The sequence below is a fragment of the Streptosporangium sp. H13245 genome (assembly GCF_055690525.1).
This window is the reverse complement of record NZ_JBSZKT010000001.1, coordinates 422061-448592: the sequence shown is the minus strand read 5'-3', so window position 1 is coordinate 448592 and position 26532 is coordinate 422061. Positions and strand designations below refer to the sequence as shown.

General features: G+C 65.6%; 30 protein-coding genes, 1 tRNA gene and 2 pseudogenes. 11 read left to right on the top strand and 22 right to left on the bottom strand.

The features are described 5' to 3' along the window. Positions 1–289: 289 nt before the first annotated feature. The 3 genes from ACW9TB_RS02125 to ACW9TB_RS02115 all read right to left on the bottom strand — a co-directional run bounded on the left by ACW9TB_RS02125 (position 290) and on the right by ACW9TB_RS02115 (position 3136). Positions 290–925: a response regulator gene (locus ACW9TB_RS02125; protein ID WP_472746182.1), complete on the bottom strand. Its 636-nt coding sequence runs from the start codon at positions 923–925 to the stop codon at positions 290–292. A 250-nt stretch (positions 926–1175) separates the two neighbouring features. Next, on the bottom strand, positions 1176–2306 hold the full coding sequence (locus ACW9TB_RS02120) for a sensor histidine kinase (RefSeq protein WP_472746181.1): 1131 nt from the start codon (positions 2304–2306) through the stop codon (positions 1176–1178). Positions 2307–2506: 200 nt separating this feature from the next. Further along, positions 2507–3136 (bottom strand): nitroreductase family protein, encoded by a 630-nt coding sequence (locus tag ACW9TB_RS02115; protein WP_472746180.1) that lies wholly within the window; start codon positions 3134–3136, stop codon positions 2507–2509. Between the two features lie 104 nt (positions 3137–3240). Here ACW9TB_RS02115 and ACW9TB_RS02110 point away from each other — a divergent pair, with 104 nt between their 5' ends. Next, positions 3241–3540: an ArsR/SmtB family transcription factor gene (locus ACW9TB_RS02110; RefSeq protein ID WP_472746179.1), complete on the top strand. Its 300-nt coding sequence runs from the start codon at positions 3241–3243 to the stop codon at positions 3538–3540. A 134-nt stretch (positions 3541–3674) separates the two neighbouring features. Beyond that, positions 3675–3747 (top strand) — tRNA-Arg (locus tag ACW9TB_RS02105). A 55-nt stretch (positions 3748–3802) separates the two neighbouring features. Here the strand turns inward: ACW9TB_RS02105 and ACW9TB_RS02100 are convergent. From ACW9TB_RS02100 to ACW9TB_RS02025, 16 genes are all read right to left on the bottom strand, one after another. After that, positions 3803–5251: a tyrosine-type recombinase/integrase gene (locus ACW9TB_RS02100; protein WP_472746178.1), complete on the bottom strand. Its 1449-nt coding sequence runs from the start codon at positions 5249–5251 to the stop codon at positions 3803–3805. Beyond that, entirely contained in the window at positions 5251–5436 is a 186-nt protein-coding gene (locus tag ACW9TB_RS02095) for a helix-turn-helix transcriptional regulator (RefSeq protein ID WP_362794776.1), read from the bottom strand. Before ACW9TB_RS02095 ends, ACW9TB_RS02100 begins: the two co-directional genes overlap by 1 nt. 293 nt (positions 5437–5729) lie before the next feature. Next, positions 5730–7316 carry a hypothetical protein gene (locus tag ACW9TB_RS02090; RefSeq protein ID WP_472746177.1) on the bottom strand — a complete coding sequence of 529 codons (1587 nt, stop codon included), beginning with the start codon at positions 7314–7316 and terminating at the stop codon, positions 5730–5732. Further along, positions 7313–8215: a bifunctional DNA primase/polymerase gene (locus tag ACW9TB_RS02085; RefSeq protein ID WP_472746176.1), complete on the bottom strand. Its 903-nt coding sequence runs from the start codon at positions 8213–8215 to the stop codon at positions 7313–7315. The genes ACW9TB_RS02090 and ACW9TB_RS02085 overlap by 4 nt, the downstream gene beginning before the upstream one ends. Further along, positions 8212–8898 (bottom strand): XF1762 family protein, encoded by a 687-nt coding sequence (locus ACW9TB_RS02080; protein ID WP_472746175.1) that lies wholly within the window; start codon positions 8896–8898, stop codon positions 8212–8214. The genes ACW9TB_RS02085 and ACW9TB_RS02080 overlap by 4 nt, the downstream gene beginning before the upstream one ends. Then, positions 8895–9248 (bottom strand): hypothetical protein, encoded by a 354-nt coding sequence (locus ACW9TB_RS02075; RefSeq protein WP_472746174.1) that lies wholly within the window; start codon positions 9246–9248, stop codon positions 8895–8897. The genes ACW9TB_RS02080 and ACW9TB_RS02075 overlap by 4 nt, the downstream gene beginning before the upstream one ends. 93 nt (positions 9249–9341) lie before the next feature. Then, on the bottom strand, positions 9342–9677 hold the full coding sequence (locus ACW9TB_RS02070) for a hypothetical protein (RefSeq protein WP_472746173.1): 336 nt from the start codon (positions 9675–9677) through the stop codon (positions 9342–9344). Then, on the bottom strand, positions 9674–10381 hold the full coding sequence (locus tag ACW9TB_RS02065; protein WP_472746172.1) for a hypothetical protein: 708 nt from the start codon (positions 10379–10381) through the stop codon (positions 9674–9676). The genes ACW9TB_RS02070 and ACW9TB_RS02065 overlap by 4 nt, the downstream gene beginning before the upstream one ends. A gap of 386 nt (positions 10382–10767) precedes the next feature. Next, a complete protein-coding gene (locus ACW9TB_RS02060; protein ID WP_472746171.1) occupies positions 10768–13026 on the bottom strand; it encodes a cell division protein FtsK in 2259 nt (752 codons plus the stop codon). A 127-nt stretch (positions 13027–13153) separates the two neighbouring features. After that, a complete protein-coding gene (locus ACW9TB_RS02055) occupies positions 13154–13324 on the bottom strand; it encodes a hypothetical protein (protein WP_472746170.1) in 171 nt (56 codons plus the stop codon). 18 nt (positions 13325–13342) lie between these two features. After that, positions 13343–14317 (bottom strand): hypothetical protein, encoded by a 975-nt coding sequence (locus ACW9TB_RS02050; RefSeq protein WP_472746169.1) that lies wholly within the window; start codon positions 14315–14317, stop codon positions 13343–13345. Positions 14318–14320: 3 nt separating this feature from the next. Further along, the gene (locus ACW9TB_RS02045) at positions 14321–14461 is read right to left on the bottom strand and encodes a hypothetical protein (protein WP_472746168.1); all 141 of its coding nucleotides are present in this window, start codon (positions 14459–14461) and stop codon (positions 14321–14323) included. Between the two features lie 16 nt (positions 14462–14477). Then, the gene (locus ACW9TB_RS02040; protein WP_472746167.1) at positions 14478–14936 is read right to left on the bottom strand and encodes a DUF3307 domain-containing protein; all 459 of its coding nucleotides are present in this window, start codon (positions 14934–14936) and stop codon (positions 14478–14480) included. Positions 14937–14957: 21 nt separating this feature from the next. Then, on the bottom strand, positions 14958–15128 hold the full coding sequence (locus tag ACW9TB_RS02035; RefSeq protein ID WP_362794805.1) for a hypothetical protein: 171 nt from the start codon (positions 15126–15128) through the stop codon (positions 14958–14960). Beyond that, complete coding sequence (locus tag ACW9TB_RS02030; RefSeq protein ID WP_472746166.1) at positions 15128–15565, bottom strand: WhiB family transcriptional regulator; 438 nt, start codon at positions 15563–15565, stop codon at positions 15128–15130. The genes ACW9TB_RS02035 and ACW9TB_RS02030 overlap by 1 nt, the downstream gene beginning before the upstream one ends. Before the next feature lie 81 nt (positions 15566–15646). Further along, the gene (locus tag ACW9TB_RS02025) at positions 15647–15817 is read right to left on the bottom strand and encodes a hypothetical protein (protein ID WP_472746165.1); all 171 of its coding nucleotides are present in this window, start codon (positions 15815–15817) and stop codon (positions 15647–15649) included. 209 nt (positions 15818–16026) lie between these two features. Here ACW9TB_RS02025 and ACW9TB_RS02020 point away from each other — a divergent pair, with 209 nt between their 5' ends. Further along, positions 16027–16695, top strand: coding sequence for a GntR family transcriptional regulator (locus ACW9TB_RS02020; protein ID WP_472746164.1), 669 nt, complete (start codon positions 16027–16029; stop codon positions 16693–16695). A 56-nt stretch (positions 16696–16751) separates the two neighbouring features. Here ACW9TB_RS02020 and ACW9TB_RS02015 read toward each other — a convergent pair whose 3' ends face one another. Next, positions 16752–17585 (bottom strand): hypothetical protein, encoded by an 834-nt coding sequence (locus ACW9TB_RS02015; protein ID WP_472746163.1) that lies wholly within the window; start codon positions 17583–17585, stop codon positions 16752–16754. 260 nt (positions 17586–17845) lie between these two features. Here ACW9TB_RS02015 and ACW9TB_RS02010 point away from each other — a divergent pair, with 260 nt between their 5' ends. From ACW9TB_RS02010 to ACW9TB_RS01985, 6 genes and pseudogenes are all read left to right on the top strand, one after another. Then, a complete protein-coding gene (locus tag ACW9TB_RS02010; RefSeq protein ID WP_472746162.1) occupies positions 17846–21376 on the top strand; it encodes an NACHT N-terminal Helical domain 1-containing protein in 3531 nt (1176 codons plus the stop codon). 1120 nt (positions 21377–22496) lie between these two features. After that, a complete protein-coding gene (locus tag ACW9TB_RS02005; protein ID WP_472746161.1) occupies positions 22497–22703 on the top strand; it encodes a hypothetical protein in 207 nt (68 codons plus the stop codon). 219 nt (positions 22704–22922) lie between these two features. Beyond that, positions 22923–24093, top strand: a pseudogene (locus tag ACW9TB_RS02000) (IS256 family transposase). Between the two features lie 74 nt (positions 24094–24167). Next, positions 24168–24272: pseudogene (locus ACW9TB_RS01995) on the top strand (endonuclease domain-containing protein); the annotation flags it as partial. A 153-nt stretch (positions 24273–24425) separates the two neighbouring features. Beyond that, on the top strand, positions 24426–24560 hold the full coding sequence (locus tag ACW9TB_RS01990; RefSeq protein ID WP_472746524.1) for a terminase gpP N-terminus-related DNA-binding protein: 135 nt from the start codon (positions 24426–24428) through the stop codon (positions 24558–24560). Positions 24561–24634: 74 nt separating this feature from the next. Beyond that, positions 24635–24820 carry a hypothetical protein gene (locus ACW9TB_RS01985; RefSeq protein ID WP_472746160.1) on the top strand — a complete coding sequence of 62 codons (186 nt, stop codon included), beginning with the start codon at positions 24635–24637 and terminating at the stop codon, positions 24818–24820. A 76-nt stretch (positions 24821–24896) separates the two neighbouring features. On the opposite strand, the gene ACW9TB_RS01980 is transcribed toward ACW9TB_RS01985, so the two are convergent. Together ACW9TB_RS01980 and ACW9TB_RS01975 are read right to left on the bottom strand one after the other, a co-directional pair. Further along, a complete protein-coding gene (locus ACW9TB_RS01980) occupies positions 24897–25211 on the bottom strand; it encodes a hypothetical protein (protein ID WP_472746159.1) in 315 nt (104 codons plus the stop codon). A gap of 87 nt (positions 25212–25298) precedes the next feature. Beyond that, complete coding sequence (locus tag ACW9TB_RS01975; RefSeq protein ID WP_472746158.1) at positions 25299–25535, bottom strand: hypothetical protein; 237 nt, start codon at positions 25533–25535, stop codon at positions 25299–25301. A gap of 290 nt (positions 25536–25825) precedes the next feature. Between ACW9TB_RS01975 and ACW9TB_RS01970 the strand changes: the two genes are divergently transcribed. Together ACW9TB_RS01970 and ACW9TB_RS01965 are read left to right on the top strand one after the other, a co-directional pair. Continuing rightward, entirely contained in the window at positions 25826–26248 is a 423-nt protein-coding gene (locus ACW9TB_RS01970) for a hypothetical protein (protein WP_472746157.1), read from the top strand. Between the two features lie 129 nt (positions 26249–26377). Beyond that, entirely contained in the window at positions 26378–26506 is a 129-nt protein-coding gene (locus ACW9TB_RS01965) for a hypothetical protein (RefSeq protein ID WP_472746156.1), read from the top strand. Positions 26507–26532: the final 26 nt, after the last annotated feature.

Sequence of the window (26532 nt, the reverse complement as noted above, 5' to 3'; positions counted from 1 at the left end):
GGAGACTCCCGGGCGACTCCTGACGAAAGCCCTCGGGCGATTCCCGATGGAAGCTCTTGGACGGTTCCCGACGGAGACTCCCAGGCGGCTCCCTACGGAGGCTCTTGGTCACCTCCCGACGAGGACTCCCGGGCGGCTCGCGGCGGAAGCTTTCGGTCACCTTCCGGCGGAGGTTCCCGGCTGAGGCCCTGACGCACCTTCCGGCGAAGGCCCCGGGGCACCTCTTGGCTGAGGCCCCGGGGCACCTCCCCACTGAGACTCCCGGGCGGCTCGCGGCCGAGGCCCCGGGTCACCTCTCGGCGGAGAGCTCCTGAGCCAGGATCGCGGCCTGGACGCGACTGCGGAGACCCAGCTTGTTCAGCAACCGGCTGACATGGGTCTTCGTCGTCGCCTCCGCCATGTCCAGTTCGGCGGAGATCTCCGCGTTCGACAGACCCCGCCCGATGCAGGCCAGCACCTCGCGCTCGCGCGGGGTGAGCGCGCCCACCTCGTACGACCTGCGCTCGGGGACCGACGCGCCGAAGGCGGAGATCAGCCGCCGGGTGACCGCGGGCGCGATGAGCCCCTCGCCCCTGGCCACCACCCGCAGCGCGTCCACCAGGGCGTCGGCGTCGGTGTTCTTCAGCAGGAACCCGGCCGCTCCGGCCCGCAGCGCCCCGAAGACGTACTCGTCGATGTCGAACGTGGTCAGGATCAGCACGTCGGCGATCCCGCTCAGCTCGCGCGTCGCGGAGATCCCGTCGAGCTTCGGCATCCGGATGTCCATCAGCACCACGTCTGGACGGAGGTCGCGGGCCATCGCGACGGCCTGCTCCCCATTGGCGGCCTGGCCGACGACCTCGATGTCCTCGTGGCCGTCGAGAATGAGGACGATCCCGGCACGAACCGCCGCGTGGTCGTCGGCGACGAGAACTCGAATGGTCATGTGATCTCCCGGACGGGCGGGCGGCTGGTCATACGATCTCCCGGGCAGCTGGCCGGACGGTCTTGCGCTCTTGCGGGGGCTCTCACGTGCCCGTTGCCCGGCCTGTCGTGTGGCCTCCCCCGACCGTGCGTCCGGGACGTCATGCGATCTTTCGGGCAGCTGGCGGGGCGGTCTTGTGCTCTTGCGGGGGTTCTCACGTGCCCGTTGCCCGGCCTGTCGTGTGGCTTCCCCCGACCGTGCGTCCGGGACGTCACACGATCTCCCGGGTGGGCAGTTCGGCGTGGACGCGCCAGCCGTCGTCGTACGGTCCGGCCTCGAAGACCCCGCCGACGAGGACCGTACGCTCCCGCATGCCGATGATCCCCGCACCCGCGCCGGGAAGCCCCCGCCCCGCGCCGTCGATCGGGTTGTCCACGGTCAGCGTGACCAGCCCGGGCCGGTAGCCGATCACCACATCGGCGACCTTGCCGCCGTGCTTGAGCGCGTTGGTCAGCGATTCCTGGACGATCCGGTAGGCGGCCAGGTCGACCGAGGCGGGGAGCTCCCTGGCGTCGCCGTCCACGCGCATCCGGACGTCGAGCCCCGCCTCCCGTGCCCGTTCGGCCAGCTCTCCGGCCTCGGCCACCCGCCGCCTGGTCGCCTCGGGCTCCTCGCCGTCCTGCCGGAGCAGCCCGATCATGGCACGCATCTCCCCCATGCCCTCGACGCTGGTCTCCCTGATGGACACCAGCACCTCCCGTACGGCCCGCGCGTCCAGATCCCTGCGGGAGAGGACCGCGGTGGACTGGATGGCGATCGCGCTGAAGTGGTTGGCGATCATGTCGTGCAGCTCCCGGGCCATCCGGGTCCGCTCGGCCTGCACCGCGGCCGCCCGGTCGAGCTCCGCCAGCCGCGCCACCTGCTCGGCCCTCGCGCGTTCGGACAGCGCCTGGTCCTGCAGCTGCCTGATGAGTATGGCGGTGAGGACGGGGGTCACCCCGACCAGTCCCCCCTGGACGAGGAAGATGGCGGCGGCGGCCCAGTGCTTCAAGAGGACCCCCGCGACCACGCCCGCCACGACGGCCATCACCGAGGTGATGCCGAGCATCCACCGGCCCAGTGCCCGGGGGCCGTACCTCACCCCCGCGTAGAGGTTGTCCGTGACGATCAGGACCGTACCCAGGGACGGGCCCATGGCGAAGTCGCCGAGGAAGGCCACGACCCCCAGCCCGAGCGAGAGGAGTGGCCTGCTCCGCCGCACCGCGACCCCCGCGCACGCGATCGCCAGCGGCCCGACGAAGAACGGAGCGGGGGCCCACCGGTGCTGGTAGAGGTCCGCGGCGAGCAGGAGGAGACCGCCGACGAAGCACGCCGCGGCCCACAGCGCGTCGTCTCGTCTCATGCCCTCCATCTCATCACCCCGGTGAGGCCCCCGGTTCCGGCACAGGACGGGTCACCCGTACACACAAGGATGTATCCCGGCCTGTCGGCATCTCATCAGCGCCGACGATGCCCCGTCTCCCACGAACACGAGACCGAACACGAGACCGAGCACGAAACCGAGACCGAGGGCAGGAAGAACCCTTGACGCCGGGAGGGCGATCACCATCGATCCCAGTGCGTGACCTCCTCCATCGGCACCCTGCGCGCGGGCTTGAAGTCGGTCCCGATCGTGTAGGCCACCGGGACGAACGCCACCTGCATCACCTTCTCGTACGGTATGCCGAGCACCCCGGCCGCCTCCCGCTCCAGGAGGAGCGGCCCCAGCCAGGCCGTGCCCAGCGACCGGGCCCGCGCGGCCAGCATGAAACTCCAGACGGCCGGCATGATCGAGCCGAAGGTGTTGGCCTGCTCGTGCACGCCCGCCCCCTCGGTCCGCCCGGCGATGCACGGGATGAGAAACGCCGGAACCTCGTGGATGTGCCGATACAGGTGCTCCGCTCCCTCCCACACCCGTTCCATCGAGCCGGGAAACGCGTACGCCCGCCGCGCGTCCTCCTCCGGCATCGGGGTCCCTGGGCGGTTCATCCCCTCCCGCCACAGCTCCGCGATCCGCTCCCGCCGTTCCCGCTCGGTGACCACGACGAAGTGCCAGCGCTGCCGGTTGCGCCCGGTCGGAGCCTGTACGGCGAGCTTGAGGCACTCCTCGACGAGCTCGCGGGGGACGGGCCGGGTGAGATCCAGCCGCCTGCGCACGGCCCTGGTCGTGGAGAGCACGTCATCGGGGGTCATCAGGTCTCCTCAAGGATTTCGACATCCATCGAATTGTGTGCCGTGATTGTGTGGCCGATTTCGATGCTTGTCAAAGTCTCGAAGCCCTTGGCTAGGATCGGCCCATGCGAGCCCTCCACCATCCCGACGTGGCCTCCGTCACACTTCCCGGCATGCTCAACGCCCTCGCCGACGAGGTTCGTCTCTCGGTCGTCCGCCAGCTCGCCGAGGCCGGAGGCGTGGTCTGCGGCCAGTTCGACGTCCCCGTGAGCATGTCGACCCTCTCCCACCACCTGAAGGTCCTCCGCGAGGCCGGTCTCCTCCGTGTCACCCCGGAAGGCAGCTTCCGCCGCCACGAACTCCGCCTGGCCGAGATGGAGATCCGCTTCCCCGGTGTCCTTACCTCGATCCTCCAGGCCACCTGACCCGTACCCCCTCCCGTGTCCCGCTGGATCCCCGTTCCCACCGAAGAACCCGGCACCGCCGGGCGGATCAGAGGACGATCGTTTAACCGATTCGAGGCATCGCCCAAAACCCGCTATGCTTGCTTACGCAGCGAGCGGCCGTAGCTCAATGGATAGAGCATCTGACTACGGATCAGAAGGTTGGGGTTTCGAGTACCTCCGGCCGCACAGCGCGAAGGCCCAGGTCATTACTACGATGACCTGGGCTTTTTCGTGTTCTGGATCAAGTACCGGTGTCCGGCTGTGTCCGGCTGTCGTCGGCTGTCTCCGGCTGATCTTTCCCAATGGGTTCCCGCGGTCCGTGGCGCAGAACGTCACTGATCCGGCGCATGGCGATCTCATCGTGACCCACGAGGCACTTCTCATAGGTGCGGTGCAGGACCTCCACGCTGTTGCCTGCCCACTCGGCCACCTGCTTCGGCGAGACTCCCGCGTTCAGCCAGGTGGACAGGCAGGCGTGCCGAAGGTCATAGGGCCGCTTGGCCAGCGGTGAGGCGTACTCCTCCGTGCTCAGCGCGTCCCGGCGAGCCCTGTCCCACACTCGCTGAATGGTGCTCGTGGCCAGCACGCGCCCCTGTACGCCGTGAAAGACCCGACCGCCGGGGCCAGTGCCGTGCTCTTCGAGGTGGGCGCGCAGGATGGCTACCAGCTCCGGCGCGCAGGGAACGGGACGGCTCTCGCCCTCGGGACGGTGCTTCAGACTGCGATCGTCGCGCTGTTCTCCAGAGTCGGTCCATTCCTTTCCAGCGTCTGGCGTAGCGGCTATCAGGTAGATCTCGCCCCACGTGTCCGGAGCCTCGGGCAAGGTCACGTCCTTCTCCCGCAGGTTGACGGCTTCCTCCGGGCGCAGACCCGCGAAGTAGAGGGCTGCGAAGAACGGCATAAGCAGGGAGCCGCTCGGCCTGCGCTTCTTGATGGCGGCGAGCAGGGCGCGGGCCTGGTCGGGGTTGACGACGGAACGGCGGTCTACCTGGAACGAAGTCTTGGAGGTCTTCCACTTCAGGTCCGTAAGGGGGTTCTTGTCGAGCAGTTTGAGCTCTACTCCGTACGCCAGGGCGTTGGAGAGGATGACGCGGTGCCGGCGGTTCGAGCTGGCCGCTACCCGCCTTCCGTCGAGCCGGGATGTGGCGGCGTTCAGGAGTGCCCGCGCGGTCGCCGGAACGGCGAGAGCGGATACGGGAAGGCTGTTCCGCTCGACCCACGTGAGAATGTCGCGAGTCCGCTCCGGACAGTGCTTGCGCTCCTTGGTGTTGAATCCCCAACGGCGGAGCGCGGTTCGGACTTCCTTGGCGTCGTAGGGGCATGCCGTGCCCTCGAGCATGGCGGGGGTGGCCAGCGTCAGCGCGTAGGCGATGCCCGCGCGGTGCTTGGCGGATGCGTCGGTCCACTTCATGTCCACGAACTTGCAGGCGAAGTTGTACCAGCTCATTTCAGGCTTGTCTGTGCGAGCCCACGAGACCGGTTCGCCAGTGACCAGGCTGAACGGCTCTCCTCTGCGTGCGGCGGTCACGAGAGCGCTCCGGAAGGCGTCCGCTTGCGCTTCCTTCTGGAACGGCTTCTTCCAGGGCTTTCCATCGGTCTGCCACAGCACCCGGTAGGAGGTGACCACGCCCTTGCCGTTCTTGCGCTTCTCGGTCTTGTAAATGCGGACATTGAACGTGGTGTTGTTCATCAGGAGACGTCCTCCAGGCTGGCCAGCCAGCGGTCATAGTCGGCACGGCGGACACGGAGGTCTCCGTTGGGGAGCTTCATGCACTTGGGGGCGCGGCCCTTCTGGCGCCAGTCGTAGAAGGTGGATCGGCTGATGTCGAGGTCTTCGCAGATGTCGGCGATGGTGAGCTTTTCGGCCCGGGGCATATGGGCTCTCTCCCTCTGGGGTGGCGGGGTGAGCGTGAGGTGTCTGGGAGTGGTTTTGGCGCGGCTCTTGTCGGGAGGGCTGAAACATCTCCGCATCTCCGCATCTCCGCAAAAGCGCCTTTGAGCTGGGATGATGCATGCGGAGATAGAGATTTCCCGATTGGGTCATCTCCGCAAATGGCCTCCATCTCCGCAGAAGTTGCGGAGATGCGGAGATGTGCGGAGATAACAGATCGGCATCTCCGCAAGAGTTTTTGCTGGTCAACGGCTGGTTGCGGAGATGCGGAGATGTTTCAGCGGTTTTGAGGGGTGGAGGAGCTGTGGCACTCGACCCAAAACGTGTTTCGGTCACCACGGTCGTTCTTGGCCGAGCGGATCACGTAGTCACCGCGCCACCGGCCGATCTGCCCAGTCAGAAGCCGGCCGAGGGCCAGGGCATTGGGCATGCGGCCGGTGGCGGTGGTGATGAACTGGCCGTCCCAACTGTCGTGTTCGTCGAAGCCGATCCGGGAAGGCTCGCCCGAGCGGCGCAGGTCGGCGGCGGTCATGGGCGCCGAGCCGTGCTGGCTGTGCCAGCAGGCCAGGAACGCCCGCCAGCGGCTTTCGTCTTCGTCGATGTCGCGGATATCGGCGGCGTTGGCCAGGAACCCATCAACGTGGTGATGGGCCAGGAAACCGCCCAGGGATTGCGCCCAGGGGGTGAACTGGCGCATCGACACCGTGGCCGCTCGGGGGGCACCGTGGCCGGTCCAGTCCAAGACCAGGATCAGCAGGTGCCATAGGACGGTGAGTTGGTTGGCCGGGGTGGTGATCCACTGGTCCAGGTGCGGGATTCCGAACCGGGACTGGTCGCGCTGCTCGGGCCGCGGCATGTTCGGGTCGAGGTGAACGCGCACGGTGCGCGAGGCCATGTCGCCTCCGACTTGGAGGTTGTTGCCGGTGGCCATCCACAGTCGGTCGTTGACGGTGGCGATGTTGCGTGAGGCGCCGAGCTGGCGGTCGGACCAGACGCCAGCGGTGACGAGCAAGGCGAGGGTGGGTGAGTCAATGACGGTGCCTTCGGCGAGGTTGTCCCACACCACCACCCCGACCTGCTCGGCGAACACGGCGGTGATGCTCTTGCGGAGTTCTTCCTCGGCGTAGGCCCAGGGCATGACCCGCTGGCCGTAGAGCATGCCGGGGCCGCCGGTGAGGATGCTTTTGCCGGAGGCGGGCATGGTGGCGTCGATGAGGGCGAACGGGGTCAGACTGCGGCTGTAGTGCCGCAGGATCGGCGTGGCCAGCAGGGCGAGGTAGTTGGCGCGGTCGGCTTCGCTGGCCCAGGGGAAGTCGCGCAGGAAGCGGTTGAGGAGGAAGTCGCGGGCGGTGTGTACCTGCTCGGCACTCGGGGCATCGGGCACCGGCGGCAGTGCGACCTTCGCGGCGAGGTAGAGGCCGGTGGCCGGATCGTAGCCGGGGCGCTGCAGCAAGGTGCCGTCACGGCGCAGCACCGGGGCACCGATCACACCGCGCAGCGTCGGCACGCCGGGCCAGGTCTTGCCAGCCAGGACGGAGGAGAGGATCTCTCGGGGTGGGGTGACCTCCTCTTCGTAGAACTCCATTCCGCCTTTGCTGTCTTTGCGCGAGCGCATCCGGTAGACGTAGGCGTGCTCGGCCAGCAGTCCGGCCAGGGTGGAGGGGTTGAGCGGACTGGCGGTGACCGGCAGCGGCGAGTCCTCATCGGCCGCCGGGCTGATCTGTCCGCCGGAGATGGTCTCCATGTGGACCAGGGCACCGCCGGAGACGTAGGTGTCGGGCAGCAGCTCATCCACCAGCGCGGCTTTGAGCACGCGGATGGTGTCGGGGCCGGAGCCGACTTGGACACGGTTGGTGGTGGTCATGCGGGCACGCTCCGGGGCCGGTCGGCGCCGCGGCGGAACCCGGACTGGATGGTGCGGCGTGCTGCCATCTCGGGGTGGCCGGCGCGGACGGCGGCCTCGGCCAACAGGTCTTCGGTGGTGGCGGCGTCCAGGGCGCCGCCGGCCACGAGCTGGCCGAGGGAGACCGCGGCCCCCCACAGGGTGATGTTCAGGCTTCCCTCGGGGGCGGCGGCGATGGCCTCCAGGCTGGCGCGGGTCGCGGTGTCGAGGTAGGAGCCGCGGCGGCCAGGGGTGAGGGTGAGCACGACCGGCCGTTGCGGCGGCGCCGGGGCGGGGCGCAGCCGCTCGGCCAACCAGCCGGGCAGCGGCGCGGGCTCAGCGGTGTGGATCGGCTCGTAGGTGCCGGTGCCGTCCGGCAGGTCCACGAAGCTGCCGGGGCCGACGACGTAGCCGGCCCCGGCGCGGGTGTCGATCCGCCAGCCGAGCCCGTTGCCTTGGTCGCCGGAGGTGTTGGTCAAAGCCATGTTGTTGGGGGCGGTGAAGTACAGGTGCAGGCCACCGCGGCGGGTGCGGACCTGGAAGGTCTCCAGCGGCATCGGCTGGCCGGCTTCCTCGCACAGCAGGGCGAAGACGTCTGAGCCGTCGTTGATACCGGGCCGCTTCCACTGCTCGGGGATCTGCTCGCCGGGCTTGGGCAGGTCGAGGTCCACCACCACCAGGCGCGATGGGCCGCAGGAGATGCCGATGTTGAGCGGCTGACGCGCCCAGATGCGGCGGATCACCTCGGGGTCAGTGGTGGCGTGCTGCTTCCAGCGGAAACCCGTCAGCGGCACCTTGTCGCCGGCCGTGACGGGGAAGACGTGCCAGCCGCGGGCGGCGGCGGCCAGCGCGTAGCGCAGCGTGGAACGAAGTGTGGTCATCGGGCTACTCCCGTCGCGCGAGTGATTGTGGTGCGGGCGCGGTGGGCGGCTTGTCGGCAAGCCGGTGAGCAAAACCGGGGTGGGCGTCCGGTGGGCGGGGCGTGCAGGGGGGTTTTGCATATGGGGCAGCGTCGTTTGGTGGGCTGAGTTTCGTTACGGGTTTCGTTACACCAGAGCTCGACGGGCAGGGGCGGGGCGTCGGCGGTGGTGATCTCCCACAGCTGGCGGTTTACCTGCTCGGTGCCGCGTACGGCGCGTGGGCGGCTGGGGGTGTCCCAGCCGGGGCGGGCGGGCAGGTCGGTGACATGGCGCAGGCCAGCTGCGCGGAGACTGATGCCGGTTTCGCCGTCTTGGGTGTAGGTGATCAGTCGTTGGTATCCGGCGTTGCGGAAGGTGCGCCATGCCGCGCGGATCAGTGCGGAGCAGGCGTTGGGCGTGTTAGGCAAAACGGCTACCCGGGTGGCCTCTACCGTGATGCGGTTGTCGAAGACGCGGCTGACCGGGCGGCCGACGATGGCCACCCCGACCAGGCGCCCATCGGGGTCCACGACGCCGAAGGACAGCTTGTGTCCTTGGGGTGGGTCGTGGTGGCGGTGATGCAGATCTACGAATGCGCACGCGCGGGGAAAGCTCATCGGCACGATATGCAGGCGGGTAGCGCCAGGGGGCGCGTAGCCGCTCACGCGGCCTGCTCTTCGATCGTGGCCGGGTCGCTCTGGGCGAGAACGGCGGCGGTGATGGCGATTTCCAGGCAGGTCTTGTGGGTGGGGCGGTCGTCATCGTCGAGGTAGTGCGCGGTCTTGCCGCATGACCAGCACGGGTCGGGGCGCGGGCTGGTCCAGGTCATGCAGTTGGTGCAGTCCTTGGGGTGACGGGGCGGCGAGCCGGGGCCGGCGGTGACGCGGATCAGGCAGCACAGCACGCAGCCGGTGCGGTGGTGCAGGACGGGCCGGGCGGGCTTGTGCCAGTTGAGCAGGATGCGGCCCTCGTACAGGCGGTAGCGCTTGCCGTGGTAGCTGAGGATGGCTGTCATGATGAGGTGGCCTCCGTCAGAGGTGTTGGTGGGTGGCTGAGCGGCCCCGGCGGTGTGCTTGCCGGCTATGCGCCGGGGCCGTGTCATGGATGGTCAGCAGCCCTTCGCGTCGTCGCCGGGCTTGTCGCGGTCGCGGTCGGTCTGCTGCTCGCTGCCGTCGTGGTAGCTGCCGTCCTCGATCGGCTCCGGAGGAACCTCGCTGTCGTCGTGGGTGCCGTCGCGGTAGGTGCCGTCCTCGATCGGCTCGGGCGGGGTGAACACCGCGGTGAGGGTGGCGGCGCACGCGGACTCGGCGGGCTGGCAGGCGGTGAGGGTGAAAGCCGCGGCCAGGGCCAGCAGGACGGCGGCGGTGCGGCGGGTGAGGGCGGGCGGGGTGGTCATGGCGAGGTCTCCGGTTCGGTGGTTGGCCGGGGTGGTTGTGGTGGTCATGCGGCGTTCTGCCTGCTGCTGGGCGGGGTGGGCAGCCAGCCGGTCAGCGGGTCGGGGGCCTCGGCGTAGACCTTGCTCAGGTCCATGGGCATGACCAGGCCCAGGAAGTGGGTGCCGCAGGTGATGACCATGCAGCGTCCGGCGGGGCGCATCTCGATGCCCAGGCCGTCGCGGGGGGCGGAGCGGAACCGGGCCAGGTAGGTGGGGTTCAGCGCGATGCCTCGGGCAGCGGTCAGTACCGGTTCGGGTGTGGCGGTCAGCCGCTCGGCGAGCCAGGTGCGCCAGTCGGGCAGGACCGGGCGCGCCTCGGTGGCGGGCAGGTGGTAGCGGACCTGCGGGTCGTCCTGGTCGATCGTCAGCGCCTCGGCGCTGAGGGTGAGCTGCACGCTCGCGCGCAGCTTGATGTGGCTGATGATGGCCCGCACCGCGGCGGCGGGCACGCTCAGGGTGAACGCGCCGGAGGTTCCCGGCGGGAGCGGGTGGCGGGCGATGCCGAGGGTGTAGCGGTCGGTGGCCAGCGCGTGCAGCACACCGTCGGCGACGTCGAGGGTGAGCATGGTGATCGGCGGGAGGGTGTCGTCGGTGCCGGCGTGCGGCAGAACGGCGCCGAAGAACAGGCGTAGCTCTCGCCCGCTCATGGTCGTGGTGATGTTGTGGGAACGGGGGCCGGTGCCCAGGGTGGTCGGGGCGGTTGGGGTGGTCATGGCGGGTGGTCTCCGTTTCCGGGGTGGGTTAGCGGGTGCCGTTGCGGTGCAGGCGGCGGAAGTGGACGAACAGTTGCCAGCCGAGGCGGGGGCGCATTCCGGTGCCGTTGCAGGCGCGGCAGGTGCGGTTCTTGCCGCCGGGACGGCAACGGGTGCAGGTTCCCCATGGGGAGATCAGGCACCGAACGGCGTAGCAGAGAGTGACGGCGAGTAGGCAGAGTCCTAGCAGGACGATGGCGGTTGCCATGGTGGCCTCCGGGGCCGTTTTCGGGGTTTTCGCAGGTGGCGCTCTAGGTGCTAGGTCGCTGGTAGGTCAGCGGGTGGGGGTCTAGCGGGGCCTCTAGGTCTAGAGGGGGCAGCCTCTAGACCTAGAGGCGAATCCGGGCTCAGGAGTGGGCGCCGGACCCCTTCTTTCCGTCACGCTCAGTGATGGCGTTCAGAATGTCGTCGCGGACGATGCCGATCCGGTTGGCGCCCTTACCGCCCCCGGGCGGGGTGCCCCACACCTGACCCGACTTGATGCCGTAGGGCTTGAGGGCGTTGGTCAGTTGCGCGGTCTTGGCCGGCCCTTCCTGCTCGGCCCACGGCCCGTACACATCGGGGCGCAGCTCGGCGAGGCGGTCCACCACGATCTCGTTCCACACCTTGGCCTCATCGGCGGCCAGCACGGCGGCGATGTCGGCGAGCAGGTCGTAGGCGGGAGCGGTGGCCTCGGGCTGCTCGCCGGCGGCGTGGCCGAACAGGGTTCCGGCGGCCTTGCGTAGCGCGTACGCCCGATCGGCGATGAGTTGGGTGTTGGGGGTGTCGAGGTAGGCGGCCTTGACGACTTTGGGCATCGGGGTGGCGCCGACCAGGTAGCCGGTGCCGGCGTCGCCGCCCTCCTTCGGAGGGCCGGGGACGAACAGGGTGGAGCGGATGCCGTTTTTGTAGGCCGAGGTGCCCAGGATCATGTCGTTTTCGATCTGGCCGGCCACCCGCAGGCAGAACCGGATGGACACGTTCGCCGAGATGCCGGTGGGCAGGCTGTCCTTGTCGGGGCGCTGGGTCGCCAAGATCAGCACCACGCCCAGGGCGCGGCCCAGTTTGATGACGAACTCGGCGTCTTCGCCGGCCTGCTTGCCGTACTTGGGGTGGGCGAACAGGTTCTGGCACTCGTCGATGATGCACACCAGCGGATGCAGCCCCAGGGAGCGCTTGTCGGCGATGGCCCGGGTGACTTTGCGGTCCGGGCACAGGTCCGGCGGCAGCGTCTTGAGCACCCCAGCGCGGCGCATGACCTCTTTGCGCAGCAGGACCAGCGAGGTGGCGGCGTAGGCGATGGATTCGTCATCGATGCCGGAGACGTAGCGGTGGCAGACCTTCTCATACGGGTCCAGGTCTCCTGAGCCCTTGAGCTCGTGGAACCACGGCTCGGGGGTGGGGTCGAGCACGATGCCGGCGGCCAGCTCCCGCACCGAGGCGGTCTTGCCCTGGCCGGGCAGCGAGCCGATCAGGATGTTGTGCTCGATGATCGGCACCGTGATCAGCCGGCCCCGCGGGTCGTTGCCGAACGGGATGCCCTTGAACACATCATGCGAGGCGGCCTTGAGTAGGGGTGAGGCGACGATGGTCTTGGACAGGTCCTTGTCACCCACCCACAGAATCAGTCGTCCCTCGTGGACGGAGGAGTCGCCTTCGGGCCAGATGCAGCCCAGCGGGCGGCGCAGCGCTCCGGACAGCTCCTTGCGTTTGTCCATCACATCGGTGACGGTCACGCCGTAGGGCAGGTCCACGTCGGCGCGCCAGCCGGGGCCCTCGCGGGTGATCGGCGCGACGAAGGTGACGTCGGCCTTGGCGTTCAGTCCGGATACCCCGAGCACGGTCAGCGCGCGCACCACGATGTCGCTGGTGAGCTTCTCCACCCGGGTCGGCAGCACCGCACGGTCGATGAGCGGCCGGTCGGCGGGCCGTCCGATGACGCCCAGCACCGCCAGCGCCACGGCCAGCGCCGACCACTGCGCGGCGGTGGGCGCGGCGGCCACCAGAATGCTCGCGATCAGCAGGGTGACCAGCGCGGTCCCGGTCACCCACACCCGCAGCCGCACCCGAGAATCGCGCTGCCGGGACAGTTTCAGGTATGCCTCGGGGTCGGCTTTCTGCACGGCGGTCAGCCGCACGGGCTCGCCTTCCAGGTCGAAGGTCCAGCGGACCATGCCGTAGATGAGGCGGGCCAGGCCGCGCGGGGAGCGGGCGGCCAGCCGTCCGGCATACAGCGGGGTGCGGGTCAGCTGGTAGCCGGCCACGTAGGCGCCGTACTGGCCCGCCCAGGTCAGGGTGTCGAGGGCCTCGGTGCGCGAGCGCAGCCACAGCGGGACGACCGGGCGGCGGGTGCGGTTCTTCTCCTCCAGCTCGGCCCGCCAGTCACGATCGACTCCACCGGGCAGATCCACCCGGATGACCTCGCCCTGCAACACCGGGACGTCCTGCTCCGGGGCGGTGGGCGGGTAGGGGTGGCGGCGCTCGCGAGCGGTGTCGAGGGACACCACCTCGGCCCCCTCGGTGCGCGGGCCGTTGTCGACCGGTCCGCCCTGCTCGGGGATGGCGGTGGTCAGGTCGAGAGCCCGTTTCGGGTGGTGGCCGTTGGTGTTGGTCGGGATGTCGGTCATGATGAGGTCACCTCGTGCGTGTTGGATCGGGCGGGGTGGCAGGGCGCGGTCACGGTTCTTGGCGGAGTTGGGGCCGCGTCCTGCGTGATGGTCGGGGATGGTGTGCGGTTCGGCTCGTTGGTCGGGTTCATCGGTCGGCGTGGCGGGTGGCGTTGTGGCCGCAGCAGGTCCGGCGGTGCATCGACATGCTGGAGTGGATCTCGGCGCGGACACGTCGGCTGGTGATGGCCATGCGGGCGAAGATGGACACCGGGATGGCCAGGCACGTGAGGCTGAGGATGAGGGCGAAGGTGAACATGGCGGGTGGCTCCTTGGCCTAGTTGGTGGTGGGGTGGTTGAGGGCGTCGCGGACGGCGCGAGCGTCATCCATGCCGCACCGCAGCGCGCGCTGAAGGCGGTAGGCGCTGGGGGCCTCCGGAAGGTCTCCGGTGGCGATGAGCGTCTGCGCCCGGTCGATCAGGCGGGCCACGTCCGGGCTGGATGCCCTTACCGGATCATGGGCGTTTGCGCTGTACGTAAGGCCGGTAAGCCCCCCGTCTCCTCGGCCGTGGTCCAGCGCGGCGAACGCGCCTAAAACGATCGGCAGGGCGAGGACGATGGCCACCGCGATGGTCGGGCCGAGGATGTGTAGCACCACTCCGGAGACCTTGAACGTCTCCCCGTCCGGCAGGGACCAGGGCAGGTAGGGCCAGACGTTCATGCCGAACGTCAGCGCCAGGAACAACCCCTCGATCCGGACCAGAGTGCGCGAGATGATCGGCTGGCCACGGGTGGCGAGGTAGGCGCGGGCGCCGACCACGAACAGCAGCGCCATGCTCATGAACGGTTCGACCAGCCAGGCGAACATCCACGCGGGTGACCAGGCAGGGGCGTCTTCGGCGGCGAACGCCTGGACGCCGGCCGTGGACCAGGCCAGCGCCAGGGTCAGCGAGACCATGGCGACGGCCACCAGCAGCCGCCGCATCCGGGCGGCCTGCCAGGCGCGCATCGCCGGGTCCTGGCCCAGCTCGTGCAGCCGGGCCGCCTCCCGGGCCTGCTTGCGGCGCTTGCGCACCTTGGGCGTGTCCAGCAGCAGCGGCGCGGTGTCGTCCTGGAGATCGGCCAGCAGGTGCGCCTCGGCCACCTCGGCGCGCAGCCGCTGCACGCGCTTGGTCTGGCCGCTGGTCTCTATCGGCAGCGCCGGCAGCGTTGCGGGGAGGGCGGGGACCTGCTCGGCCAGGTGGCGTTCGAACTCGGCCAGGCCACGCGCGACGTCGTCGGGGGACGGCTCGGGGGTGGGGGTGGTCATCATGTTTCAGTCCTCCTCGTCGGTGTCGTTGACCTCGGGGGTGGTGCTGTCGAGGGGAAGGGCGGTGATGCCGACCTGTCGGCCGTCGATGATGATCTGGCCGTTCTTGGTGATCGTGACCGGGTCGTGGTGGTTGTGGACGGGCATGGGTCTCACCTGCCTTTCAGGCGGCGATGATGAGGGCGGCGATGAATAGGAAGCCGATGTGCCAGGACTGGTCGAGGGCGTAGGCGCCGGTGCCCAGGTGCGGGGCGTCGGTGGTGCCGGGGCGGGGTGCGCCCATGCGGTAGAAGTCGCCGTGTCCGGTGACCTCGGCCAGCCGGGCGAGGGTGATGCGCCGGTCGGCCCAGTAGTGCGAGAGGGCATCGACGGCCAGGCCGGTCAGCAGCGCGATCGGGTGCAGGGTCAGGCCAGTGACCAGGGCGAGCGCGGCCAGGGCGGCGGTCTTGGTGGCGGTGAGGGTGGCGACGTGGCGTAGGCAGGCCAGTCGTCCGGCGGCGGTGGGCGCTCCTTTGGCGCACGCCTGGTGGTGGGTCTGCACCCAGTGATCGCCCACGGAGTGGGCGGCGAACAGGGCGACGAAGACGGCGGCGAGGGTGGCCAGGGTGGTGGTCGTGCTCATGCCGATCTCCTTTCTCCTTGATCAGGTGGACTGGGAGCGGGTGAGGGTGCGGCACAGTCGGCAGGCGGCTCGGCAGCGGGCGCCGTGGACGGGGCAGCGCTGGACTTGACGGCCGGTGGTGGTGCCGCAGCGGCGGCAGCCGATGGCGCTGGCCGAGCGGGAGCGGCAGTCCAGGCAGAAGAAGCGGGCCATCACCGACCACCCCCGCACGAGATCAAAGCGACAGCGTCCCGGTGCTCGATCAGATCGAAGGTGGCCGGCAGGTCAGCCAGGCCGTTGATCTCGCGGGCGGTGAAACCGGCCCACACCCCGCGCCGGGGGCGCAGGCGCACCGCGCGGTCTTCGCACAGCTGGCGGACTGGGCACTCGGCGCAGACCTCGCGGGCCACCTGCTCCCGCGCGGCCTGCTCGTCGGCGGGCTCGGCGGTGAAGGCGTCCGGGCCGGTGTGCAGCTCGGGGTCCAGCCCACACAGTGCGCCCTCGGCCAGCTGGCGCGACATGCCATCGGTGACGGCGGTCAGCAGTGACAGCGCCGGGTGCGTGGCGAGAAGGCGAACGGTGAGGGCGCTCATCGGGGGACCTTCTTCGAGGTGCAGATCGGACTTGGTCGGGGTGGAGGGGCGGGTCATGATGGCGGTGCTCCTTTTCGGGGAGTTCGGGAGCGGCCCGTGTCCTGGCGGATGGGGGCTGCTCCCTCTCGTTGGGGCGGATCAGCCGAGGGCGCTGGCGAAGGTCACCAGCGAGTCGGTGACCGTCATCAGGCCGGTGAAGGCGCTCGTTGCAAACTGAGCGGCGTGGGTGGGCTCACGGACGATGAAGAACAGCGTTAGGGCCATGAGCAGGAACGGGATGAAACGGCTGGTCTTGGGGGCGGGGAGCATCGTTGTTCTCCTTGCTCGTCGGTTGGTCATCGCAGAGACGGTTCCTGGCTTGATGGACCGCCTTCCAAGGCTTCCGGCGACCCGCCCTGTGTGGGGGAGTCACAAGCAGGAGCGTATACGTAGTTACGTATACGCACAAGGCCTTGGTATACGATGATGCGTATACGTTGTAGGCATCACCGAAGAGCAGTCGAAGGGATGATCACCAAGTGCCAGAGCCGGCCTACGTCCGCATCGCAGGCGAGTACGCCCGACGTATTCGCGCGGGGGAACTTCCTCCCGGCATGCAACTACCGAGCCACACCGAGATCGCCCAGAGAGAAGGCGTGTCGGACATCGTGGTTCGGAAGGCCCTCGAACTGCTCCTGAGTCAGGGGCTCGTTCGATCCGTACGACGGCGGGGCATCTTCGTCGCCGACCGACCCAACCTCGTTCGTGTTTCTCCCGAGCGCCAGCTGGAAACCGCTGAGCGCACCTTCCAGAACGAATCCGATCGAGACATTCAGGTGGAACGGGAGACTGAGCAGATCCCAGCCACCAGCGAACTTGCGGAGGCTCTCGGCCTCTCGGTGGGCGAGCTGATCGCCCATGTCATCACTCGGGCCACCGAGGACGGCCGGCCGATCTCGGTCTCGGACACCTACCATCCGGTGGATGTTGCCGATGTATCGGGCGCGGACTTCCTGGAAGAGACCGTCTCTGACCAGCTACCAACAGCGACTCATGCCGAGTGGCTGCGCACACCCCCCGGCGATCTCGTCAAGACAGTCCACCAGCGGTTTCTCTCCGCCGATGGCCGGATCATCATGATTTCCGATGTGTCTTACCCGCGGGACCGCTACGACGCGTTCGTGTTCCGCATGGCTCTCAAGCAGTAAGGGGCGCAGCAAAAAGGGGGTGCCGAACAGATCGGCACCCCCTTTTTGCTGCGCTCTCAGCTTCGAACCCAGCCCTGCGCGGCGTCCTCCTCCGTCCACCACGAAACGAAGTGCGGATCTACTGATTCCAGGCTCCAACGGGCCGAGAGGGCATCAAAGAAGGCATCGTTACCGGTCTTACCGCCCCTCGGCTCTCCGATGTAGACGAGTCGTTCGCCCCCTGCTTTCTCGAACGAGGCCAACGCCTCGGACGACATCGCGTTCCCCCATCCGGGCGGCCAGCAGAGGAACAGCACGTAGTCCGCTGTTCGGGCACATGCCTCAAACTCACCCAGATCGCTGACCGGGTGCCACACGTCCGTTTGGCCGGCAACTCCAAGGAATGAGGCGTTCTTGGTCCTGTTGGGCGGCTCCAGGTCGTACGCCTCGACAGCCAGCCCTGAGCGAGCCAGCTGCGCAGCCCAATATCCTCGACCTGCCCCCAGCTCCACGATTGGGAGATCGGCGCAGAAGCTGGACATCCATTCGAGGGTCTGCGGGGAAGGTACCGCATAGGCGTAGGTCGCCTGCAAGATCATCTGTGCAAAGGCGAGGCGCGCGCTTCCTTCCGCTCGACCACCGTTCACCACGCGGCGGCCCTCGTGCTCGAACACGAACGGCTCCACGATGTCCCAATAGGGGTTCGGACTCACGGCGCTTCCGCCGGTCATGTAGTGCACGAACCGCAGGTCAAACGCCCCATCGGCTTCAACGTCACCGGTCCCTGACAGCCCTGTTGCCATATCCAGGTACTCGGCCACCTTGGGATACTCGGCCTGAAGCCGTTGCGCGTCGTTCAGCAGTGCAGTGAGTTCACTCCATCGTGCTGATGTCATCGCCAACTGAGTCATGCAGACGAGTTTCCCGCACCAAGCTCGCCTGTGCCAGCTCGCGTGCAGCGAATGGGCAACAGCTCGAAGTGCGTCATCCGCGTACGACAGAGTGACAGCTATGACGGTCATCGTGACTTTCTCATCTGTGAAAAGTCACGCTGTCGAAATTGTCCCTACCCTCACATCTTCCCGATCTGGGATGATTAGGGCATTACCTCCGTTTCGCTTGCCAGTCGCCTCCTGGGCTTGCATGCTTGCCTCCAAACAAGGAGGTTCAATTGGCCGGATGGGAAGGCGCCGCGGTCTCTCTTGGGACGGCAGTTGTGAAGGGCGCGCTCAAGATCTGGATGGAGGACCGCAAGCTTGCCGCCGACCCGACCGCCAGTCCAGTCGATCTGCTGAGTGGCCGGGCCGCCACTCTCCTTGAGCGGCGCAAAGCAAAGCGAATATTCGAACAAATGATCGATGCAATCACTGCAAAGATTACTCCCGTTTTGGAGATCGAGTATCGGAACCTTCCTGAAAACGAGCAGATAGCCGCAGTACTCGCGATTGAGGACATGTTCGCCAAGACGGCTCTCACTGACGAGGATCTATTCACACAGGATCTAAATGCTGCTTACCTTGACCGTTATCTACGTGGTCAGGCCTCTAATGTAGCTCAGCGGAGTTTCCTGTCCGAGGATGGTCGAGCACTGTTCGACCTGTTGCTGCGCGAGTGTTGCGAATTGCTCATTCAGGTGACAATGACCATGCCGCCGTTCACGTCTGAGGCGGTAGTCCAACTTCTTCGCAGGGATACTGAGATCATTCAGATCCTGAAGGACGTTCTGGAGCGGCTGCCAGCTCGCCCCGAAGGACGCCGACGCGCTGACTTCGAGGTGTCCTACCGGCGGCATGTCTCCAACTCTCTAGACCGGATGGAATTGTTCGGTGCGACCCTCTCGGAAAGCAGTAGCCGCTACCCATTGAGCGTTGCCTACATTAGCCTCAGCGTCTCGGAAGATGCAACTGACAGCCTTGCCGATGGTAATTTACCGTCCGATGCCACAGTGCGGGCTGAGAGCGCGCTGGCGAATTCTTCCCGTATTCTCCTGCGCGGCAACGCGGGAAATGGTAAAACGACCCTACTCAAATGGATTGCCGTACGCAGTGCTCTGCGCGATTTCAAAACCCCTCTAGATGGGTGGAATGACACTATTCCGTTTTTCGTGCCACTGCGCCGTTACGTAGGTAAAGAGTTTCCGACTCCGCGAGAGTTCTTGTCGAATATCGGTCGTCATATTTCGGATGAGATGCCGCAAGACTGGGTGCATCAGCAGTTGCGAGAAGGAAAGGCAATTGTCTTAATCGACGGTGTCGACGAGATGCCCGCCGGGCAGCGCGGCAAGGCCAGAGATTGGCTGCGCGAGTTGTTGTCCGAGTTCCCTAAATCTCGATACATTGTCACCTCTCGTTCCGCGGCTGTCTCGTCAAATTGGTTGACTGTAGATGGTTTCACACCGCTGGAAATCCAGCCGATGACTCCTGGCGACATCAAGGCTTTCGTCCACCAGTGGCATGAGGCGATGCGCAGCATGGTTTCTGATGAGGTGGAAAAGGAGCACTTAGCCGCCCTTGGAGCAAGATTGGTCCAGAGAATCGGCGCAGAGCGTCATCTGTGGATGCTTGCTGAGGCCCCATTGCTATGTGCCCTCATCTGTGCTCTTCATCACGACCGCAAAGGCCAACTTCCACAGAGCCGCATGGAAATCTATCAAGTGGCGCTAGAAATGCTCCTGGAGCGTCGTGATAGCGAACGTGAAATAAGCGCCAAGCCGATTCTGTCCCGTACGGACAAGACAATTCTCCTTCAGGACATTGCCTACTGGCTGATCCGCAATGGCCAAGCCGACGAGACACGAGAAAAGATCGTCAGCTACATCGACGCCAAGCTGTCTGCGATGCCACAGATAACCGCAACAGCGGAGACCACTTATCGCCACCTCTTGGAACGCAGCGGCATCATCCGTGAACCGGTTGTTGGGCACGTCGACTTCGTTCACAAGACCTTTCAAGAGTATCTTGCCGCTCTGGATTTGTTGACTAAGAACGATATAGGTCTTCTTGTTAATAGCGCACATTTGGATGAATGGCGCGAGGTCTTCATCATGGCCATTGGCCATGCTTATCCCCTAACGCGCGAAGAGCTTCTTACTAAACTTCTTTCCCGCGCCGACGCCGAGCCACTCTATCGCGATCAGCTCAATCTTTTAGCCGTCGCCTCTCTTGCTACCTCCTCTGAACTATCCACCGAGACCCGTGGCGCCATCCGCTCCCGCGTCCGTGAGCTCCTGCCACCTAAGAACCTAACCATGGCGAAGACCCTCGCTTCCGCTGGGGAGTTCGTTACCGACCTTTTAGCCGAAGCCACACCCGCCAACGCAAGAGAAGTTGCTGCCACCATCCGAGCTGCTGCTACCATTGGTACTGAAGCTGCTTTCCAAATCATCCTTCGCTACCGCAACGATTCACGCTCAATCGTTGTAGGGGAACTTCTCAAGTCTTGGCCCCGTTTCGATTGTGAAAAATATGCGCGCGAGATCCTAGCTCCTGCTAGGTGCGTCGGGCCATATTTTAATTTGTCGGATTCTACTCTCTTGCCGTCGCTTCGTCATTTGGCAACCATTAATTTTCTCGAAATACGCATTTTGGAAAACTTTGTCGATCTCAGTCCGCTTGCTAATTTAACCTCACTGCTTGAACTCGATATTTTTGGTATTAAAACGGTGGATCTCGGTCCGCTTGCAAGTCTGACCTCACTAACTCACCTAAGCCTTCATGAAGCCATATTAATGAATATCGCTTCGCTTGCAGAATTGACCTCTTTGGTCAAACTTAGCTTCACATCCTGCGCTGGTGTGATGGATCTCGGTCCGCTTGCGAACTTAGTTTCACTAACTGACCTTGTCCTTTACGGCAGTGGTGTGCTGGATCTCGGTCCGCTTGCGAACTTAGTTTCACTGACTCACCTCGACCTCGAGGGTACTGGTGCGGTGGATCTCGGTCCGCTCGCAGGCTTGACCTCACTGACGCACCTCGACCTTGCCCGTACTGGTGTGGTGGATCTCGGTCCGCTCGCAGGCTTGACCTCACTGATCTCCCTCACCCTCACCCGTACTGGTGTGGTGGATCTCGGTCCGCTCGCAGGTTTAACCTCACTGACGCGCCTCGACCTCACCGGTACTGGTGTGGTGGATCTTGGTCCGCTCGCAGGCTTGACCTCACTGACGCACCTCGACCTCACCGGTACTGGTGTGGTGGATCTCGGTCCGCTCGCAGGCTTGACCTCACTGACGCACCTCGACCTTGCCCGTACTGGTGTGGTGGATCTCGGTCCGCTCGCAGGCTTGACCTCACTAACGCACCTCGACCTCGAGGGTACTGGTGTGGTGGATCTCGGTCCGCTCGCAGGTTTAACCTCACTGATGCGCCTCGACCTCGAGGGTACTGGTGTGGTGGATCTCGGTCCGCTCGCAGGCTTGACCTTGAGGCACCTCAACCTCACCGGTACTGGTGTGGTGGATCTTGGTCCGCTCGCAGACATGACCTCACTGATCTCCCTCGACCTCACCCGTACTGGTGTGGTGGATCTCGGTCCGCTCGCAGGCTTGACCTTGAGGCACCTCGACCTCACCGGTACTGGTGTGGTGGATCTTGGTCCGCTCGCGGACATGACCTCACTGATCTCCCTCACCCTCGACGGTACTGGTGTGGTGGATCTCGGTCCGCTCGCAGGCTTGACCCCACTGCATATTTATTCGCGTTAAAAAACTACGAGTTTTGTCTGGCGCCAGAGATGAGTTCTGCGACCACGATCATTCCCAATACTTTCCCATAGAGGATATTGTTAACTCACGGATTCGGCGTTCGGGCAGGTCATAGGACTGAAGGGTGCGGGGTGAGGCTCTCCCTACGGATCAGAAGGTTGGGGTTTCGAGTACCTCCGGCCGCACAGCAGGTCAAAGGCCCTCCGGGATCATCCCGGAGGGCCTTTTTCGTGCCCGTACAGCAGCGTTGTACAGCAACGCAGCCTCACCCAGACAGTCTCCTACCGCAGCTCGTACCCTCCGAGCCGCCGGCTGCTCTGCTCAGACGCCGCCGAAGCCCTCCTGCAGACGGCGAACCCAGTCCGCAGGGAAGACTTGCGCAAGCCGCTCCTTGCTGGTCGCCAATTAAAGGGGCAATCCAGTGCATCCAAGGGCAGTTGTCAACCCCCCATGACGACCCGAGCCTCCGACAGAGCGCTACGGGGAAGAGCCCTGCCTGGCCTGACTTGTTCCGACTGAAAAGCGAGAACCGGCTGCCGCACCGCTTCCGGTGCTCGGGCCTGGCGGCCCTGCGCTCCGGATCAGCTTGCCACTGAGCATGAGAGTTGAGGACTGCTCCACCAAGGGCCCACGCTGACTCCCGTGCCTAGCAACTCGTCCACGCCCCGCCTTGCCGATGCCGTCTGTGTCACTGGAACGCTTCCTTTTGGATATATTTCTTCGAGACCTAGCCGCTAAAAGCGGTCAAATCCGGCGAAACCCCCGAGCTTCTCAAGTTGGTATTAATAGGAATAAATATCCCTTTGCGGTACGGAGGGTCAGAATCATATAGTTACCGATCTATTGCTGATGCTGATATATGAAACATAGAGTAGCGAGGTCCCCCTGTGAGTTACCGCAACAAAACGTATGTAGCCTTCGCCAGTGAAGACATTAGGTCCTATAGGCTAATGGAAGCCTGGCGCGAAAATAAGAATATCGATTTCAACTTTTATGATGCGCATGACCTGTATATCTCGCGCGACACCAGTAGTCGGCAGACCTCGTCAGCGACGATCCCCGCAATGAGCCCGCATCTCGGTCGCGGGCACGCCAGTGGATCATAGATGCGCTGGGGGTGGTGCGTAACCATGGCGGCAGCGATCGACAGATTCAGGTTAATGGCAGCCCAGACGCCAGGATAGTGATCAACGCCGTCATGGCGAATCAGGAAATGCCTGAGTGGCCAACTCAACGAATGGTCGCCGCATCAGCCGAAGCGGCAGCAAGCCTGCTGCAATCCGCCGCTCTCTCCAGTTTGGCGGCCAAGATCTTCATACAGACATGACATCTCATGGCCGCCGATTGGTCGAGGGTTGCGTCCACGGAGGTGGTGTACGAGTTTCCCCTGGTAGTGGGCGTGGCGCCGTGAAATGAGGACGGCCATCGCGTGATCCTTCAGGTTGCTGAACCAAGAACGAAGGAGCACAGAGCGATGGCCGTACCCGACAGTGTGGACCCCGCGAGCTGGCTGGCGGAGCAGATCAGGCAGGGCGATCCGGATCTGTTGCGATCCATGGTGAAGACCATGGCCGAGACGTTGATGTCGGCCGAGGCCGACGGGGTGTGCGGCGCCGAGTACGGCATGCGCAGCGAGGAGCGCACCAACCGGCGCAATGGATACCGCTCCCGCGAGTGGGACACCCGTGCCGGCACCGTCGAGCTCGCGATCCCGAAGCTGCGCTCGGGTTCTTACTTCCCCGATTGGCTGCTGGAGCGCAGGCGACGGGCAGAACAAGCGCTGATCAGCGTGGTGGCCACCTCCTACTTGCTGGGGGTCTCCACCCGGCGGGTGGACAAGCTGGTCGAGCAGCTGGGCATCAAGCACATCTCCAAAAGCCAGGTCAGCGAGATGTCCAAGGTCCTGGATGCTCAGGCTGGAGGCCTTCCGGACCCGGGCGCCGGATGCCAGCCCGTATGCGTTCGTGTGGCTGGACGCGTTGACGCAGAAGATCCGCGAGGGCGGGCGGATCATCAACGTGCACGTGCTGGTGGCCACCGCGGTCAACGCCAACGGCACCCGGGAGATCTTGGGGGTGGAGGTGACCTCGGCCGAGGACGGCGCGGGCTGGCTGACGTTCCTGCGCAGTCTGGTCGCTCGTGGCCTGTCAGGCGTTCAACTGGTCATCTCCGATGCCCACGCCGGGCTGGTGGCGGCGGTCGGCGCGACGCTGGCGGGCGCGTCCTGGCAGCGTTGTCGCACGCATTACCTGCGTAATCTGCTGACCCGGGTGCCCAAGAGTGCGCAGCCGTGGGTGGCGACCTTGGTGCGCACCATCTTCGACCAGCCCACCAGCGAAGCGGTGCGCACCCAGCACACCTGGGTGATCGACGCGCTGGAGGCCAGGTATCCGGCCGCGTGTGAGCACCTGGACGCCGCCCGCGACGAACTCCTTGCCTTCGCCGCCTTCCCGCGAGAGGTCTGGAGGCAGATCTGGTCGAACAACCCTCAGGAGCGGTTGAACAAGGAGATTCGCCGCCGCACCGACGTGGTGGGCATCTTTCCCGACCGGCCCTCAATCGTCCGTCTGGTCGGTGCGGTTTTGGCCGAGCAGAGCGATGAGTGGACCGAGGCCCGCCGCTATATGGGCCTGGACGTCCTGGCCAAGATTCGGATGCGCGTCATCGTCAGCGACACACCGCAGCAAAACCCGATCCCGCAGACACTTACCGCTTAACCTGCAGAAACAGGATCACACGAAGGTCAACTCATACACCACTTCGCTGGACGTGACCGCGGGCCGGGCGATGCGCCATCTGTGGTGCGCCCAACGACCTGGTCACCGATCACGACCACGTGACGGGCCTGGTACGAGGGATCCTGTGCGCTCTATGCAACGTCAGGGAGGGCACAGCGAAAGACGACACGGTGTTCGGCCTGTACCGAGAGAAGGACCCCGCGTCGATCATCGGTCTAACCCTGTTCTACGGACCCACGCCCGCCTACATCCGCAACAGGCAGACGGCGCGCAGCAACACTGCGGAGATCACCGACGACACCTACTGGACCATGGCGGACATCGCTGAGCACCTGGGCGTGAAGGTCCGCAGCGTGCAGGCGTACCGCCAGCGTGGCGAACTCCCGGAAGCGGACAAGGTCTTCCAGCGCACCCCCGCCTGGCGGCCCGCCACGATCACTCAGTAGAGAGGTGAGCGTCCCGGGCGTGGTGTCGGCGGCGGACGCCCGCGAAAGAACCACAACCAGGCGACGGCCCGCTGATGAGAGACGGCAGACCGCCCAGCGTCGTACCGTACGAGGACGTCAAAAAGCTCCTCGCCCTGATCGACCAGGCGTGGATCCTGGCACAGAAGCTCAGCATGGCCCAGGAAGACAGGCCCGCCACCATCTCCGGCCACCATGGCCCCAACGTGATCGACCTCGACGCCCGGCGCCACGGCCACTGAAGGACGTCATGAACCCCGACTGCACCCTCACAGCCATCGATGACTCTTGGTGGACCGACGAGCCCCGCTTCGCTGGCTAGCGTTTGTTGCCGAACTCGTCCAGGACGTTCACGATGGTCTTGATCCCGTGCTGTTCGGCTGCGTCGGACACGAGCTGCCTTCGACGCACCTCGTCCTCTTTCTGGTTCAGATTCTCAAGGATTCCAGCAGCCTCCTCGGCGACATCCAGTCGCCCGATCTTGAGCGCCTTCTCCAGCGTGTCCTGGAGCTTCTCCTTGAGCTCGACGCCCTCGGGGTCGTCAAGCACAGCCTGCCCTGTAGCTGACGTGGCCTTCGACTCCCGAAGAATCCTCTGAAGCCTGGTCAGGTCTGGCACCTTTCCCTTTTTCATGCAAGCGAGATTAATGCCACCGCCGCATGGAGACAAATTGTCGATTTGGTACTTATTTCACATTAGAGACATAAGGTCTCGCCTTACTTAATACTGCAGGCCTTGTGCGCGGGCGCGAGAGTTCATGATGGCTATGTGGACGATCGAGGACGCCGCGGCGCTGCTCACCCCGAGATGACCGTGAGCGAAGTCCGGGATGGCCGACCCGCTCACGAGCTCCACCACGCCCGCCGAGACGATGTCGCCCCGGCTCGGATCGTGAAGCTGCTTGCGCCGACCGGTGTCGCGCTGTTCGGTGCGCCGGTGGCCGACGCCCCCGCGCATCGAGGGGGCACCCGACGAGGCCCGCGGGCCGGTGCTCGCCCAGCTCGCTCAGACACTGACATCTGCCGTGACACAGACGGTGCTTAACACCTCGCGGGTGTGACCCTTCGCCTACACATCTCCACAGAGAGTTCTACCGCCAGATCCGGTCCGATCCTCCCAAGCATGTCCGTCGGTTCGTTCTCCCGATTTTGGCGCGGATAGTCAACGACATGGCGCGGACGGATAACACTGTGAGGCTGCCTTTGGGGACTATCAAGTCAACCCTCAACACACGAGAGGCAGGGCGAATGCGCATTTTGAAAATCCTCGCCATCTCCGCCGCAGTGATGGCGATGGCCTCTCCGGCCACCGCTGCCACGGCAGCCGGGCAGAGTGGCGGTAGCAGTGCTCTGTGTACCAACGCCGTCGACATCGGCTACACCACGTGGAATCCTCCTAGCCCGACCGTCAGGGGAAACGGCAGCTGGACGCGATGCGACAACAGCTTCACCACGATCCGAATCATGCTGCATAAGCAGGTTGTCGGGAGTCTCTACACGAGCGTGGATCACCGCACCTACTCTCCGGCCGACTTCGGCGCCCACTCCACGAGTGTGGCGCAGCCGTGCGACGGCAACCGCCGCTGGTACACCACGATCACGGCGTGGAACAGTGCAGGTGAGGTCGTCATAAACAAGCAGTCGAACACCATTCTGGCGAACTGCGCCTGAGGATCGGGGTAGAAGAACAGCGGGCAGTCATTAGGTCGCAGTGACCATTCGCGCCATGATCCGTCTCACCGCTGATGGCTGTCCCCGTGTTCTTCGACCCTGGACTTCGCCTGGCAGATCGACCACGGGATGGAACAGCGCATCCAACGCGATGTCCGCTATCCGGACCGGGGCGAGGTGCTGGACTGGCACGCCTGGGCCCGCCGGATCGACCACCTCACTGAACGCATCACGACCGCCCACACCAGCCGCTGCTGAGCGCGCGGCCATGGTGGCGGCGCACT

Excerpts from the sequence above, each read along its gene's own strand:
- ACW9TB_RS02100 (WP_472746178.1), bottom strand. The coding sequence starts at position 5,251 with ATGAACAACACCACGTTCAATGTCCGCATTTACAAGACCGAGAAGCGC.
- ACW9TB_RS02075 (WP_472746174.1), bottom strand. The coding sequence starts at position 9,248 with ATGACAGCCATCCTCAGCTACCACGGCAAGCGCTACCGCCTGTACGAG.
- ACW9TB_RS02015 (WP_472746163.1), bottom strand. The coding sequence starts at position 17,585 with ATGACTCAGTTGGCGATGACATCAGCACGATGGAGTGAACTCACTGCA.
- ACW9TB_RS02030 (WP_472746166.1), bottom strand. The coding sequence starts at position 15,565 with ATGACCCGCCCCTCCACCCCGACCAAGTCCGATCTGCACCTCGAAGAA.
- ACW9TB_RS02025 (WP_472746165.1), bottom strand. The coding sequence starts at position 15,817 with ATGCTCCCCGCCCCCAAGACCAGCCGTTTCATCCCGTTCCTGCTCATG.
- ACW9TB_RS02095 (WP_362794776.1), bottom strand. The coding sequence starts at position 5,436 with ATGCCCCGGGCCGAAAAGCTCACCATCGCCGACATCTGCGAAGACCTC.
- ACW9TB_RS02125 (WP_472746182.1), bottom strand. The coding sequence starts at position 925 with ATGACCATTCGAGTTCTCGTCGCCGACGACCACGCGGCGGTTCGTGCC.
- ACW9TB_RS02055 (WP_472746170.1), bottom strand. The coding sequence starts at position 13,324 with ATGTTCACCTTCGCCCTCATCCTCAGCCTCACGTGCCTGGCCATCCCG.
- ACW9TB_RS02120 (WP_472746181.1), bottom strand. The coding sequence starts at position 2,306 with ATGAGACGAGACGACGCGCTGTGGGCCGCGGCGTGCTTCGTCGGCGGT.
- ACW9TB_RS01990 (WP_472746524.1), top strand. The coding sequence starts at position 24,426 with ATGGCGGACATCGCTGAGCACCTGGGCGTGAAGGTCCGCAGCGTGCAG.
- ACW9TB_RS02035 (WP_362794805.1), bottom strand. The coding sequence starts at position 15,128 with ATGGCCCGCTTCTTCTGCCTGGACTGCCGCTCCCGCTCGGCCAGCGCC.
- ACW9TB_RS01985 (WP_472746160.1), top strand. The coding sequence starts at position 24,635 with ATGAGAGACGGCAGACCGCCCAGCGTCGTACCGTACGAGGACGTCAAA.
- ACW9TB_RS01965 (WP_472746156.1), top strand. The coding sequence starts at position 26,378 with ATGGAACAGCGCATCCAACGCGATGTCCGCTATCCGGACCGGGGCGAG.
- ACW9TB_RS02085 (WP_472746176.1), bottom strand. The coding sequence starts at position 8,215 with ATGACCACACTTCGTTCCACGCTGCGCTACGCGCTGGCCGCCGCCGCC.
- ACW9TB_RS02060 (WP_472746171.1), bottom strand. The coding sequence starts at position 13,026 with ATGACCGACATCCCGACCAACACCAACGGCCACCACCCGAAACGGGCT.
- ACW9TB_RS02115 (WP_472746180.1), bottom strand. The coding sequence starts at position 3,136 with ATGACCCCCGATGACGTGCTCTCCACGACCAGGGCCGTGCGCAGGCGG.
- ACW9TB_RS02065 (WP_472746172.1), bottom strand. The coding sequence starts at position 10,381 with ATGACCACCCCAACCGCCCCGACCACCCTGGGCACCGGCCCCCGTTCC.
- ACW9TB_RS01975 (WP_472746158.1), bottom strand. The coding sequence starts at position 25,535 with ATGCGCGGGGGCGTCGGCCACCGGCGCACCGAACAGCGCGACACCGGT.
- ACW9TB_RS02090 (WP_472746177.1), bottom strand. The coding sequence starts at position 7,316 with ATGACCACCACCAACCGTGTCCAAGTCGGCTCCGGCCCCGACACCATC.
- ACW9TB_RS02045 (WP_472746168.1), bottom strand. The coding sequence starts at position 14,461 with ATGCCCGTCCACAACCACCACGACCCGGTCACGATCACCAAGAACGGC.
- ACW9TB_RS02110 (WP_472746179.1), top strand. The coding sequence starts at position 3,241 with ATGCGAGCCCTCCACCATCCCGACGTGGCCTCCGTCACACTTCCCGGC.
- ACW9TB_RS01970 (WP_472746157.1), top strand. The coding sequence starts at position 25,826 with ATGCGCATTTTGAAAATCCTCGCCATCTCCGCCGCAGTGATGGCGATG.
- ACW9TB_RS01980 (WP_472746159.1), bottom strand. The coding sequence starts at position 25,211 with ATGAAAAAGGGAAAGGTGCCAGACCTGACCAGGCTTCAGAGGATTCTT.
- ACW9TB_RS02050 (WP_472746169.1), bottom strand. The coding sequence starts at position 14,317 with ATGATGACCACCCCCACCCCCGAGCCGTCCCCCGACGACGTCGCGCGT.
- ACW9TB_RS02040 (WP_472746167.1), bottom strand. The coding sequence starts at position 14,936 with ATGAGCACGACCACCACCCTGGCCACCCTCGCCGCCGTCTTCGTCGCC.
- ACW9TB_RS02070 (WP_472746173.1), bottom strand. The coding sequence starts at position 9,677 with ATGACCACCACAACCACCCCGGCCAACCACCGAACCGGAGACCTCGCC.